General features: G+C 47.4%; 13 protein-coding genes. 8 read left to right on the forward strand and 5 right to left on the reverse strand.

Translation table 11 applies throughout. The annotated features are described in order from the left end of the window. Nucleotides 1–117: 117 nt before the first annotated feature. From ACUYLD_RS00350 to ACUYLD_RS00360, 3 genes are all read left to right on the forward strand, one after another. The gene (locus tag ACUYLD_RS00350; RefSeq protein ID WP_446674192.1) at nt 118–777 is read left to right on the forward strand and encodes an SGNH/GDSL hydrolase family protein; all 660 of its coding nucleotides are present in this window, start codon (nt 118–120) and stop codon (nt 775–777) included. A 141-nt stretch (nt 778–918) separates the two neighbouring features. Beyond that, nucleotides 919–2259 carry a hemolysin family protein gene (locus tag ACUYLD_RS00355; RefSeq protein WP_446674193.1) on the forward strand — a complete coding sequence of 447 codons (1341 nt, stop codon included), beginning with the start codon at nt 919–921 and terminating at the stop codon, nt 2257–2259. 262 nt (nt 2260–2521) lie between these two features. Continuing rightward, the gene (locus tag ACUYLD_RS00360; RefSeq protein ID WP_446674194.1) at nt 2522–3793 is read left to right on the forward strand and encodes a methyl-accepting chemotaxis protein; all 1272 of its coding nucleotides are present in this window, start codon (nt 2522–2524) and stop codon (nt 3791–3793) included. Nucleotides 3794–3886: 93 nt separating this feature from the next. On the opposite strand, the gene ACUYLD_RS00365 is transcribed toward ACUYLD_RS00360, so the two are convergent. Next, nucleotides 3887–4099 carry a hypothetical protein gene (locus ACUYLD_RS00365; protein ID WP_446674195.1) on the reverse strand — a complete coding sequence of 71 codons (213 nt, stop codon included), beginning with the start codon at nt 4097–4099 and terminating at the stop codon, nt 3887–3889. Nucleotides 4100–4239: 140 nt separating this feature from the next. Here ACUYLD_RS00365 and ACUYLD_RS00370 point away from each other — a divergent pair, with 140 nt between their 5' ends. After that, complete coding sequence (locus ACUYLD_RS00370; protein WP_446674196.1) at nt 4240–5022, forward strand: YwaF family protein; 783 nt, start codon at nt 4240–4242, stop codon at nt 5020–5022. Between the two features lie 137 nt (nt 5023–5159). Here the strand turns inward: ACUYLD_RS00370 and ACUYLD_RS00375 are convergent, their stop codons facing one another. After that, entirely contained in the window at nt 5160–5951 is a 792-nt protein-coding gene (locus ACUYLD_RS00375; RefSeq protein WP_446674197.1) for an SDR family oxidoreductase, read from the reverse strand. A 259-nt stretch (nt 5952–6210) separates the two neighbouring features. Between ACUYLD_RS00375 and ACUYLD_RS00380 the strand changes: the two genes are divergently transcribed. Both ACUYLD_RS00380 and ACUYLD_RS00385 read left to right on the forward strand, forming a co-directional pair. After that, the gene (locus ACUYLD_RS00380) at nt 6211–7584 is read left to right on the forward strand and encodes an N-acyl-D-glucosamine 2-epimerase (RefSeq protein ID WP_446674560.1); all 1374 of its coding nucleotides are present in this window, start codon (nt 6211–6213) and stop codon (nt 7582–7584) included. Nucleotides 7585–7702: 118 nt separating this feature from the next. Beyond that, nucleotides 7703–8374, forward strand: a complete 672-nt coding sequence (locus tag ACUYLD_RS00385) for an MgtC/SapB family protein (RefSeq protein WP_061831224.1) — start codon at nt 7703–7705, stop codon at nt 8372–8374. A gap of 225 nt (nt 8375–8599) precedes the next feature. Here the strand turns inward: ACUYLD_RS00385 and ACUYLD_RS00390 are convergent, their stop codons facing one another. Both ACUYLD_RS00390 and ACUYLD_RS00395 read right to left on the reverse strand, forming a co-directional pair. Next, nucleotides 8600–9277, reverse strand: coding sequence for a peptidylprolyl isomerase (locus ACUYLD_RS00390; RefSeq protein WP_069291265.1), 678 nt, complete (start codon nt 9275–9277; stop codon nt 8600–8602). Between the two features lie 331 nt (nt 9278–9608). Then, nucleotides 9609–9866 carry a YqkE family protein gene (locus ACUYLD_RS00395; RefSeq protein ID WP_446674198.1) on the reverse strand — a complete coding sequence of 86 codons (258 nt, stop codon included), beginning with the start codon at nt 9864–9866 and terminating at the stop codon, nt 9609–9611. Nucleotides 9867–9996: 130 nt separating this feature from the next. Between ACUYLD_RS00395 and ACUYLD_RS00400 the strand changes: the two genes are divergently transcribed. Then, a complete protein-coding gene (locus ACUYLD_RS00400) occupies nt 9997–11229 on the forward strand; it encodes an MFS transporter (RefSeq protein ID WP_061831221.1) in 1233 nt (410 codons plus the stop codon). Between the two features lie 150 nt (nt 11230–11379). Continuing rightward, the gene (locus tag ACUYLD_RS00405; RefSeq protein ID WP_061831220.1) at nt 11380–11559 is read left to right on the forward strand and encodes an aspartyl-phosphate phosphatase Spo0E family protein; all 180 of its coding nucleotides are present in this window, start codon (nt 11380–11382) and stop codon (nt 11557–11559) included. Nucleotides 11560–11674: 115 nt separating this feature from the next. Here ACUYLD_RS00405 and ACUYLD_RS00410 read toward each other — a convergent pair whose 3' ends face one another. Further along, nucleotides 11675–12577 (reverse strand): DMT family transporter, encoded by a 903-nt coding sequence (locus ACUYLD_RS00410; protein WP_254350914.1) that lies wholly within the window; start codon nt 12575–12577, stop codon nt 11675–11677. Nucleotides 12578–12618: the final 41 nt, after the last annotated feature.

Raw genomic sequence — 12618 nt, forward strand, 5'->3', positions numbered from 1 at the left:
AATCCGGCTATATGGCAAATCTATAATTCTTCTATATTTTGAAACCGCTTTATAATTTAGAAGATGAGAGGTATGATAAGGGTATTATTGGAAAATGTGAAGGAGGAAGTTAGGAAGATGACGAGTACAGAACATGCACGTATTCTTTTTCAGGGAGATTCTATAACGGACGGAGGAAGAGGACGAAATGAGGACGCGAACCATTGGCTGGGTCAGAGCTATGTGTATCTGATCGCAGGTGCATTGGGGAGCCGTTTGACTACTACGCAGCCAGAATTTGTGAACCGGGGAATTTCGGGGGATCGAGTTTCGGATTTGTATGCACGCTGGAATGAGGACATGTTTAGCCTGAAGCCAGACCTGCTCAGTATTCTAATCGGAGTGAACGACGCCTGGCGGATCGTGGAGCAGGAGCCGTCCGGGGTGACGGACCGATTTGAACGAGCCTATCGCCACCTTCTGGAAGAAACGCGTGAAGTACTGCCTGATATCGGGCTGGTGTTGTGTGAACCGTTTATTTTGAAAACGGGAGCTACCGAGGCGCGATGGGATATTTGGCAAGAAAAAATAACGGGATACCAGCGTATTGTATGTCAGCTTGCAGACGAATATGGGGCCGTATTTGTGCCGCTCCAGAGCATGTTGAACGAAGCCGCTACCCAGGCGGACGCCTCCTATTGGCTGCATGACGGGGTCCATCCGACAGCGGTTGGGCATCAGTTGATAGCTGATCAATGGATAGATATCGTGCAAAAGAGTCCGCTGGCGATTCGCTAACAGGGTCATACATAGTCTACTCCTTGTCATTTTTGGGTAATACACGATTATGGACATCATTACTTATGTTATGGTTCCATCCAAAAATGAATGTCAAAGGGGGTGCTTCTTGCTTCGTTATGAACGGAGCAAGAGAGGGCTATGGAAACGATAAATATCATTCTGGTTATATTACTTATCGCATTAACTGCGTTTTTTGTGGCCTCGGAGTATTCCATTATTCGTGTGCGGGTATCTCGCATCAATCAATTGGCCTCTGAAGGCAACAAAAATGCGAAAGCCGTTAAAAACATTTTGTCTCGGCTGGACGAGTATTTATCTGCTTGTCAGCTCGGAACCACATTAACCTCAATGGCGCTAGGCTGGCTAGGGGAATCTACTGTTGAACATCTGCTACACCCCCTGTTTGTATTGGCTCATATTCCGGCAGGCCTGACGGGAGTGCTCTCCTTTTTGCTGGCTTTTTTGATCTTGACCTATTTCGAGGTGGTCATTGGGGAGCTGGTACCGAAAACATTCGCCATACAGATTGCTGAACCCATGGCATTGTTTTTTGCCCGTCCGATCACGATATTTTATAAAATGACCTATCCCCTGAATTGGGTGCTCAGTCGTTCATCGCGTGTCATTACGGGTCTCTTCGGGCTCAAAAAGGTATCTGAAGAAGATGCAGCACTCAGTGAAGCTGAGCTTCGTTTGGCGTTATCTGAAGGCTTTCGTAGTGGTGAAATTACACCGACAGAATATCGATATCTGAACAATGTATTTGATTTTGACGACCGTGCGGCGCAGGAAATTATGGTACCGCGCATCCATATCCGTTCCATCTCCCACCAGGCAACAGTGGCCGAGTTTATGGAGCTGATCGAGGACAAAGTTTATAATTTTCTACCTGTAGCTGAACATGGAGACCGGGATCGTATTATCGGAATGATTCGCGTCAAGGAAGCCCTGCATGATTTGGCACGTGGGCACAGCACAGGGAATACGACGATGTCTTCTTATATTCACCCGGTGCTTCAGGTTATCGAGACGGTTCAGGCTCGGGATCTGCTGATTCAGATGCAAAAACGACGCATTCCAGTAGCGGTGCTGGTGGACGAATATGGTGGAACATCTGGACTTGTCACACTGGAGGACATTATGGAGGAAATTGTTGGAGATATTCCTTCCTATACCGACACCGAAACCCCCGCAGCGTTAACTCCACTCATTACAAAAACAGATGATCATCGTTACATACTCAAATCACAGGCGCTCATTCATGAGGTCAATCGGCGCTTGGAGACGGATATTGAGGCCGGGGACGTATATACGATTGGCGGATGGATGCTTTCAGAGCGTTTTGATATCCAGCAAGGAGAAAAGCTGACCATCGGTTTATGGGAGTTTACCGTACTGGAAAAAAACAGTCACCAAATAGACACAATTGAAGCGATTAAGAAAGCAGTCGTTGAACAGAAAAATGACAATGATTTTTAATAATGGAAATTGACTTTGTCGGTAACAGCTCGCTTAAGATGTAACGAATGGCCTGTAAAGCTTGTGACAGCGCGATTCGTCCGTTTTAAGATGCAAGCTGCTACCTGGTAACATATTGTTTTTTGTAATTAGGATAGGGGACTTAAGACTCTGTATCTTTATGCTCATAAATATATCTGTCTGTGAAAAATTCTACTAGAAATGTAGCAATTTTATGGTAAAATGGAATCAAATTTGAGTTTTTTGGGGTGGGCTACAGTACATGAAGATGTCACTAGGTACGAAAATGGTTACTGCATTTGTCTCAATTTCTGCAATAACCTATGGAACAAGCGCTTTTTTTATTTTTGTACTCAAGGACTGGCTGGCTCAAGGTACACAGGAATGGGTGTACACTTCGATCATTCTGTTATTGGGTGTCCTGTGGAGTGGCATTTTGGGCTGGTTGATCTCGAAATTACTCACACGGCCAATTGTTAGGTTGGCAAAGGCGGCAGAGGAAGCTTCGGCGGGGAACCTGTCTGTTGTAATTCCTGAACGTCGTTCGGAGGATGAAATCAAAGTTCTGTATGATGCATTTCGGCATATGATGCTGAACATTAAAGATATGTTCAATGAGATCTCGTACAGCACCAGAACAACTTCGCAAAGTGCGGAAAATCTGAGCTTGGCTATTGTGCAGGCTACCACACAAATTGAGTCCATGTCTTCGGTAGTAGAAGATATTTTGAGTGGCGTGGAGCAGCAAAAGCAAGCATCTGCCCAATCTATTAAAACAGCAGACCGAATGCTGGGCGATTTTAAAATGATGCGTAGCAAATCGGGGCATATGCTGGAACTGTCAGGCCATATGGAGCATTCAGTAGATTCGACGCAGACTGTATTTTCATCCCTGATGGATGGAATGGGAGAGCTGACAGCATCACATGGTCGTTCGCAGCAGGTAATTGCCCGACTGGAAAAAGAAGCTTCCCAAATTGAAGCGATTACAAGCACCGTGAAGGATATTGCCGAACAGACCCATCTGCTGGCGTTGAATGCTTCCATAGAAGCGGCGCGTGCGGGAGAAGAAGGGAACGGGTTTGCGGTAGTGGCTCACCAAATTCGAGCACTTGCCGCCCAAAGTACGGAGTCTGTGCAGCAAATAAATGCCATCGTTAGCCGTGTCCAGTCACAAATCGTAGAGACAGTGCAGTTGATGCATCAGCAAACGTCATTGGTCAGTGCTGAGGCGGAACGGACAAGCTCTGTGGATCAGACGCTGAACCGTCTGAACGCTATTGTACGTGAATTTGTCGAGAGCATCCGATTAATGGAAGAAGCTGTGACGGAGCAGACGAATCGGGTAGATCAAACCTTTGAGCAGATCCATCGTATTCAGCAAATGTCAGGGGCCTTCTCTGAAGGAGCTCATAAAATTTATAAGGCTGCTCATGAGGAGACAGCAATTATGCAGGAAATTTCGTCTTCTTCCGAGGATTTGAAAGTGCTTACGAATAAACTCATGATGAAAACACGTGGAATGCAACTATAACAGAAACCATCATGTGAAGCATGATATATACAAACAAAATATAGCCGCTATACACCGGAAAACGCAGCAAAATGGTTCCCCGGTGTGCAGTGGCTATTTTCTAATTTCAAAAAACTCACATTGTTTTCTGGGGTGGTAAGCCAGATCACTGACGCTGGATTGCACGACAATGGTTTGATCGTCAAAACGGATTATGATTCCGCCAGAGCCAATCAATTGGTCATCCTGAAATACCCGGACACGCAGATGACGTTCCAGTGCCTCGCTGAAATCCTGATCTGTAATTAATCGGCGATTAATGGCCATGAGGGTTCTCCTTTGAATATAATATCTTTTATCATAAAGGTAAGGTATGGAACAAGCAAGAAACACGGCTAGAACATAATCGGCTATTGGGTATAAAATAGAATGCAACGAAGAGAGAAAGAGATCAAAGGGGGCTAGCTATGGATAGGTCGTGGTCAGGGCCTTGGTTCGATGCCAACGCGCCAGAAGGGTTCGAGGCTTTTACTCCGTCACATGGGTTGGCTATATTGGGACTCATTGTATGCGCTTTGATGCTGTGGCTGACTCGGGGATGGATTCGGTCGAACAAGCCTATAAGCGAGGGAATTCGCTGGTTGTTAATTACAGTCCTCATTCTGTCAGAGGTGACTCTGAATATTTGGTATGTGATGCAGCATATTTGGGATATCCAGACCTCATTGCCATTAGAACTGTGCAGTGTGACACTGCTGCTGTCTATCCTGATGCTCATTTTTCGAAGCCGCTGGTTATATCCGATCATCCTTTTTGCCGGAATTGGAGGGGCGCTTCAAGCCGTACTCACGCCTAATTTGGCATACGCATTTCCGCATTATCGTTTTATCCAATTTTTCATAGCTCATAGTGCTATTATTCTGGCAGCCTTGTATATGACCTGGATAGAAGGACTCCGACCGACGTGGAAGAGTGTGGGAGGAGTGATGCTTTTTCTGAATGGCCTGGCGCTGAAGGTGTGGATGGTAGACGATGCTCTCGGAGCTAATTACATGTTTCTGGCCGGAAAGCCGTCAACACCGTCGATATTAGAATTTTTAGGGCCATATCCTCTGTATATTGTGGCAGAAGAGGCTATTGCGCTCCTGTTCTTTTCTCTTCTGATGCTGTTGTTCGAGGTGCTTCCGGGAGGCAGGCTGTATGTCCGCTCACGTAAAGGAGCTGTGCATAGTGCTGACAGGTCGTCATAGAGACGACATAGAGAGGTTGTAGAGGCGTTGTAAAGCCATATAAAAGCAGCCTTTTCCACAAGTATATGACTAGGGATAAGGCTGCTAAGAAGCCTAAACAGTTGTACGAATGGGTATAACGTTCCCCATTCTAATACTTAACGCAGTAGTGATTCTGCTCCGTCTACATAAATTTCCGTACCCGATACATGAGATGACTCGTCTGAGGCGAGAAACAGGACCAGATTGGCAACCTGCTCTGGCTCACCAGGGGCATCCTCTAGCGGATGCTCTCCGCCCTTCGGAAATTCGACTGGAATTTGTACCTTCTTCAAGTCTTCCGAAGGGTACGTGTTATCGTCAATTTGCGTGTCGATAGCTCCCGGGCATATCGCGTTGACCCGAATTTTGTAACGTGCCAGCTCCAGCGCTGCCATTTTCATAAAAGCAACCTGAGCTGCCTTGGTGGAGGCGTAGGCTGAGAATCCAATACCCGAAAAGGTTCGATTACCGTTGATGGAGCTGGTAATGATAATGCTGCCACCGCGTTCTTTCAGGTAAGGGACGGCATATTTAACGGTAGCAAAGGTGCCACGAAGATTAATGTTCATCGTGCGGTCCCATTCCTCCAGTTCCAGTGTCTCGATAGGGGCCATGGTGCCGTTAATGCCTGCGTTGGCGAACACAATATCCAGCTTTCCGTACGTTTCCACGACTTTAGCGAACCCCTGCTGAATCATATCCGGCTTGGATATATCACATTCCAGTACAAGCGCCTCGCCGCCAGCCTGCTCGATGATTGTTTTGGTCTCCTCTGCATGCTTGGGTGTTCGATCCAGCATGACCACCTTGGCGCCTTGTTCTGCAAAACGGATCGCGGTCGCCTTGCCAATTCCTGAACCTCCACCACTGACCACTGCTATCTTTCCTTGCAATCTCTGCTCTGCCATTGACTATTCCTCCCATTCCGTTCATAAACTAAACCTGGCTCGTTATTCCATACCTCTGGACGTTGATGGTGAAACAGTCACAGCTGGATTTTATCCCATTTGCGAAATATGGTAACATAGGCGAACCAGCAGGAACTTGTAGCAAAAATATATAGCAGGAACAAGTATGGAGAAGACCGAGTGACGGAGGTGGATCGAATTGAGCTATAACGCAAATGACCGACCCGAATCGACAGACGCTATAGCACTGACCGGAAAAATGAAACCGTGGGCACTGAGCGGCCCCAGTATTCAAATCGATCCGTTGTTCCCCTATTACGCCAACCGTTCGCGGGACAGTATAGCAGATGAGATCGCCCTTGCGGGCTACCAGACCGTTCATTATTTTGTCGTGCGTGAAAATGAAGTGGATGGAGCGCTTGTTGCTGCTTTTCAACGCAGAGGCATAGCGGTGTGGGCAATGGTGCTAGGCAACGGCTCTTTTGGCGTGTCCCAGCTACCGCCAGAGTGGAAAGAATGGCGTATGGAGCTGCTGCGCGAACCGAACGACGGATTTCAGCGGCTTTCGCATTTTGCCCAGGAGTATGTGGAATGGAAAAAGAACGCCGCTGCCCGGCTCGTCACCGACATTCCGTTCGACGGGTTCGAGGTGGCGGAGCCTTATTTCCCCGAATGGAACGGGCTGCGCAGTGGAGTGTACGGGGATATTGGGCCGCATGCACAGCGTGCCTTTCGCGAGCGCAGTGGGGAGAACATTCCGGATTTCCGCGACAAGCATGCGCGGAATTACTACCGGAAGGTTCCGAACCTGTACGCGCAGTGGGTCGACCTGCGCGTGGACGCCGTGAACGGCCTGATCAGCGAGCTGGTGAACGGCGCAGGCGGTGTGCGCGATGTCCGGCCGGACATCTGCGTGGCGACATGGTCGCTTGCTGTGAGCGGGCGCGGCGATGTTCCCGGCCAGCTGCGGAAATGGCAGGGTCTGGACGCGGTAGCCATGATCGGGAGCGTAGCCCCGGATATGCACGTACTCCAGACCCATTGGCCAGACTGGATGCGCCGCCGCCTGCCGCCACAGTATATCCGCGGCTACGCCCGCATCGCGCAGTCGATTCGCGCCGCTTATCCGGGCCTGCCCCTCGGGGTGCAGGCGGATATCGGTTCGCTCGCGCGGATGGTTCGAGACCGCGAGTGGACGCGGCGGTTCGGGGCTACCGCCCTGGAGGGCGACTACGACGCCTGGACCGCCTATGAATACCATGTGGGTGGTTACATGTACGATGAGCCGCCCAAACCGCTAAGGGCGGAACGTTCAGCCGAAGATGAGGTGGTTATTTCTTTCAGCAAGCGAATTGCCACGCCGTCTGTAGATGAGCTGCGTATTTGGAGCCGGGAGGACAGAGCAGGTACAACATGCGACCTGAGCCGCCACCTAAGGAACGATTCACTAACGTTGCTGGAGCTTGTGGATGCCGTAGCAGACGGAAACCGTCTATTGCTGCGTGTACGCAATTTACCAGCGGGGGCGTTCAGCTTGCGCCTTGATGGTGTGCAGGATACACCGGAGCTATGGCTGCTCAAGGGAAGGAAGGCACATCGCAATCTGCCAGAGGATGAAGTGAGGGTTCCTTGAAATTTGGGTAATAACAAAATAACAGCTGTATAAATGGCTCATTTGCCGTAGTATTTTTAAATTGTATACTTTGAGGCAACATCTTTCAAAACATAAACTATAGTGGAGTGAAAAAAGTATGTGGGATTGGGATTACTTGATTCGGGTCATGTTTGCAGGATTATGCGGCGCGTTAATCGGCTATGAGCGCAAAAGTCGGATGAAGGAGGCGGGCATTCGCACGCATTTCATTGTCGGTATTGGCGCAGCGCTCATGATGGTGGTATCCAAATATGGTTTTCAGGATCAAGCCGTCTGGTCTAACCTGTCGCTGGACCCTTCCAGAATAGCAGCACAGGTTATAAGTGGAGTGGGTTTTATCGGCGCAGGGATGATTTTTACACAAAAAAATAGAATTAAAGGACTGACCACTGCCGCAGGCATCTGGACTACCGCCGGAATCGGTATTGCCGTAGGTGCAGGGATGTATGGGCTTGGTGCAGGTGTAACGTTGTTTATTTTAGCGGCTCAGTCCTTGCTCCATAGTCGTTTTTATCAGATGGCTACCCCGTCCACGCAACAAGTAGTTGTTCAGGTCGACAATGAGCCGGGCGTACTGAATCGGATCAAAGAACTGCTGAAGCACAAGAAGCTGACAATTCACAGCTTTCACGTCGAGCGCATCAATAACGGTGAGCAGTTGGTTATTCATATGCTCTTAAAGCTGTCCCGGTCAGAGGGAGTGGAGGAACTGCTGTCACTGCTTCAAGAGATGGAAGGTATTCGTTCAGTCGAGACCAAGTCCAATTAGACGAATTTACTGCTCATACAGTAGCTTTTTTGTCGAACGCTGACGGCTTTTATAACGAAAAAAAACTTTAGAAATAATGATTGAAAACGCTTCCTTTTGTGTATATACTCTTACTACATCATAGAGGCAGCAGCTTAGAGAGCATCAAGGGATAAGCAAAAACGACCTCATGCGTATACACAAGGTCGTTGCTGTTATCCCGATTTGAAAGACTGTTTGAATGTCTTACTTTACTTTGACGGGAGCTGGATATTTTTTACCCAGCGTATCCACAGTGACTTTTTTCATCGTAGCCGGTTGGATCGGTTTGTCATTGCTATCCCGTTTGGAATTGACGATAGCATCGACCACATCCAACCCGGACGTTACTTTACCGAAAGCGGCATATTGACCGTCGAGGTAGTCCGCATCGGCAACCATGATGAAAAATTGCGATCCGGCCGAATCCAGATCCGCTGAGCGGGCCATGGATAATACGCCACGTGTATGTTTGAGTGTATTGTTAACACCATTGCTCTTGAATTCGCCTTTGATACTGTAGCCGGGGCCACCTGTACCGTTACCTTGCGGATCACCACCCTGAATCATAAAGCCTGGGATAACACGGTGGAAAATGGTACCGTTATAGGCTCCCTTTTGCACCAAAGAAATGAAATTGTTAACCGTGTTCGGTGCTACTTCCGGATACAGCTCAAGCTTAATTTTCTTGCCATCATTCATGACAATCGTGACAATCGGATGGGAAACAGCCTTGTTCTTGTCTTTAGTCGCAGCAGGAGTTGTAGTGCTTGTCCGGCTGGCAGCTTCCACATCGGCCGCTTTTGTACCGCATCCAGCAACCAGCACGAGCATGATGGCCAGTAGGCACAGCGTGTACCATGGGCGTATCGTTTTTCGGTTCATTGATATTCCTCCTGAAAGATTGGATGGTGTAACATCCTAATTTTAAAGTTTGGGGGCAGCGCAGAACACTTTTCCATTTTCTATCATACCTTTTTTGCTGGGGATAAGGAAATACGGGTTTGAAAGCCGTATTCTTGACCCATACTGCTGCTATTCCCAAGGAAAGGGGCAGGATCATGATGGAGGTAGACAAAAAGCTGGCGAAAGGTCTCATATGGGGTATGGCGTTCAGTCTGCCGGTTTGGGTAGGGGTGCTGTACTCAGTACAACATATTCGTGACTGGCTATAACATAAAGCGTAAAGATAGGCCAAAACCGTTATGGTTTTGGCTTATTTGTATTTGTGCCAGTCCAAATTGCTGTTATTCAGCAGATGCTCAAAGTTGTTATCCAGCTTCTTCTGTTCAGCTTTTTTTGCTTCGGCGGCACGCTGCCGTTCGTCTTCTTTACGCTTGTCCTGTTCTGCTTGGGCTTCATTGGCTTGAGCCTTAAGTTTATTCAGCACATCCTGACTCAACAGATCCTTTAACGTAGCAGGTTTGTCCTGAGCCGCAGGAGCAGGGGAAGACGAATTTCTCTTCTTAGCCATGTCATCAACTCCATTCCATTCGATTATATCAGCTTCTTCACGGTTGTTCCACGATTGAAGGATGAGGGGGCGGTAGACTTTTCTAATTTAGAGGGTAATAATGGAATGAGCAGAAGGGACGTGTGGCATCATGCATCTATATTGGAAGCGAAATCTGGTCATTTTGTGGATTGGAGTATTGTTTTGCAGCATGGCCTATTCCGTGTCTATTCCGTTTTTACCTATATTTCTGAATACGGAAATGGGTGTAAATGATCATCTGGAACTGTGGTCGGGGATTGCCTTTGGAGTCACTTTTTTAGCCAGCGCGCTGATTGCCCCATTTTGGGGTTCGCTTGCGGATAAGTATGGACGTAAGCCGATGCTGATTCGTTCAGGCTTTAGCCTGGCGGTGTTGTACCTGATATGTGCTTTGGTGACAGATCCATATGTGTTCGTAGGAGTACGGTTGTTTCAAGGCCTACTATCCGGGTTTATTCCTGCTGCGATTGCGCTGGTCGGAACAGGTTCGCCTGAGGAGAAAACCGGCTATGCACTCGGTATTATGGCGACCGCTGGGGCGACAGGCAGCATTATAGGTCCGTTAATTGGCGGTGTGGTGAGCCATTATTATGGCAATCGGAATGCCTTTTTTTTCTCAGCGGCTCTTGTACTGGTATCTGCGTTAATTGCGACCTTTGGCGCTAGAGAGGACAGCTTCAAGGGAACCAGTACCCGCTCGCATGTTCGTGATGATATCAAGGAGGCTATTGCTAATCGGCCTTTGTGCTTTTTGCTTATTCTGGCGGGATTAAGTACCTTTTCCGTCATGATCTTGGAACCGTTAATTACGGTGTATGTGCTTGAAATGGGAGTTGACCGTAGCCAGGCGTCTTTAAGTTCCGGGATTGTATTCTCAGCCGTAGGCATCGCGGCGGTGCTGATGGCTCCCCGATGGGGACGGATTGGAGGACGGACCGGATTTGCACACGTGCTGCTGATTGGGCTGATCGGTTCGGGAATCGGGAATATCTTACAATTTTTTATAACCAACTTTGTTGGTTTTGGTGCACTTCGGTTTGGATATGGATTGTTTTATGCGTCCGTCATGCCTGCTATCAACGCGATGACTGTGGAGGTCACCAAGCCGGAGTTTCGCGGACGAGCCTTTAGCTTGAGCCAATCAGCCACTCAACTCGCGACAATGGCAGGGCCGTTGATTGGCGGCATGCTTGGCAGCTGGATGCCGATCCGCTGGATCTTTGTGTTAAACGGTGGCATACTGCTGCTTGCAGCGTTGTTGCTAGGGGTGAAGGGGAAAAACGTGTTCCCGGTTTCAGCCAAGAAGAACGTCACGGATCAGGATATTCATTCTGCCGGATAAGCGAATCACACAGGATTGTCGAAGAGGACAACCTTAGAGCTCATAGAGCAGGTCTTTTTTTGTGTTATTAGATAATTATCCCAAACCTTTACTTTTAGTATACTTATTCATAACCCTCTACACTGATAATATGACAAGGAGGGATATATTATGATAAGAGACGACATTTTGTGTCAACAGCTTGAGAAAGCTCGTCAAAAGCTGTATATTTTGCAAGCAAAACATGGTTTTAATCATGCCAGTGTGCTCAGACAGTCTGTAATTATGGATAACCTCATCAATCAATATAACCACCTTTTTTATATAAAAGAAAAAAAGCCAACTGCATAAATGGAAGCGATGGGCGAGAAACTTTTGGTGAGGTCACTCGCCCTATATTGTAGCGCTGATACTTATAACAACGATGCTTGTCTTAACTTTTATAACTAGTGTGCAATCTTTCATTTTAGGTACGATTTGTTTGATGTGCACTCAGTAAAACACCGATAATAACGACCAAACCGCCAATGATTTGGCGCCATGTAATCGTTTCTTGCAAAAGCAACACAGAAAATAAGACTCCAAATATCGGAACCAAATTCATCAGAGAAACGGAACTACTCGGTGACAGCTTGATTAATCCGTAATTGTAGAGCAAAAATGCGATAACGGAGCAGAATACACCCAGATATACTAACAACATAAACGATCCGGTTGTCGGAACCTGCCAACGATCCTTTTCTAATAGAGCCAACGGTATGAAAAAGATACTCCCTGCAACGGTTTGATAAAAAGATAACGTCAAAGGCGGATATTTGTCCACAACCTTGCGCGTCATGAAAGTGTAAAACGCCCACGCAAAACCCGTCCCGATTAATATTAAATTTCCGATTAGTTGATTCTTACTATCCGAACTTTCGCCAACTGAAGTCAAGAAATATACCCCGATCATGGCCAGTGCTATGCCGCAAATTTTATATTTGGATATTTTCACTTTATACAAAATAAGTTCAAGCAGCGACGTAATTGCGGGATATGATGCAACAATTAATGCTGCGTTGGAAGCGGTAGTCAGGCTAACCCCTATATTCTCCATTGAAAAGTAGAGAGTGATCCCCAAAACACCACTAAACGAAATCGTAGCCAAATCTTTTGGCTTTACTTTGACATGTTCTTTTTTAATCAGCAAAACGATACCTAGCACAACGGAAGCTATAATAAATCTGGAAAGACCCAAGGTAAGAGGGGGGAACGTCGTGTAGGCTGCTTTGGTGGCAATAAACGATGTACTCCAGATCAATAGGGCCAGAATCGTAGAACCGTAGTAAATGCGGTTGCTTTCGCTGTGATGAGCTATGACTTTGTTCAAGTTAAATCCTCCCTGAGGTAATCCCCTGTGAAATATAATAG

The organism is Paenibacillus sp. SER-28, from assembly GCF_052906305.1.

Excerpts from the sequence above, each read along its gene's own strand:
- ACUYLD_RS00350 (WP_446674192.1), top strand. The coding sequence starts at position 118 with ATGACGAGTACAGAACATGCACGTATTCTTTTTCAGGGAGATTCTATA.
- ACUYLD_RS00355 (WP_446674193.1), top strand. The coding sequence starts at position 919 with ATGGAAACGATAAATATCATTCTGGTTATATTACTTATCGCATTAACT.
- ACUYLD_RS00360 (WP_446674194.1), top strand. The coding sequence starts at position 2,522 with ATGAAGATGTCACTAGGTACGAAAATGGTTACTGCATTTGTCTCAATT.
- ACUYLD_RS00365 (WP_446674195.1), bottom strand. The coding sequence starts at position 4,099 with ATGGCCATTAATCGCCGATTAATTACAGATCAGGATTTCAGCGAGGCA.
- ACUYLD_RS00370 (WP_446674196.1), top strand. The coding sequence starts at position 4,240 with ATGGATAGGTCGTGGTCAGGGCCTTGGTTCGATGCCAACGCGCCAGAA.
- ACUYLD_RS00375 (WP_446674197.1), bottom strand. The coding sequence starts at position 5,951 with ATGGCAGAGCAGAGATTGCAAGGAAAGATAGCAGTGGTCAGTGGTGGA.
- ACUYLD_RS00380 (WP_446674560.1), top strand. The coding sequence starts at position 6,211 with ATGAAACCGTGGGCACTGAGCGGCCCCAGTATTCAAATCGATCCGTTG.
- ACUYLD_RS00385 (WP_061831224.1), top strand. The coding sequence starts at position 7,703 with ATGTGGGATTGGGATTACTTGATTCGGGTCATGTTTGCAGGATTATGC.
- ACUYLD_RS00390 (WP_069291265.1), bottom strand. The coding sequence starts at position 9,277 with ATGAACCGAAAAACGATACGCCCATGGTACACGCTGTGCCTACTGGCC.
- ACUYLD_RS00395 (WP_446674198.1), bottom strand. The coding sequence starts at position 9,866 with ATGGCTAAGAAGAGAAATTCGTCTTCCCCTGCTCCTGCGGCTCAGGAC.
- ACUYLD_RS00400 (WP_061831221.1), top strand. The coding sequence starts at position 9,997 with ATGCATCTATATTGGAAGCGAAATCTGGTCATTTTGTGGATTGGAGTA.
- ACUYLD_RS00405 (WP_061831220.1), top strand. The coding sequence starts at position 11,380 with ATGATAAGAGACGACATTTTGTGTCAACAGCTTGAGAAAGCTCGTCAA.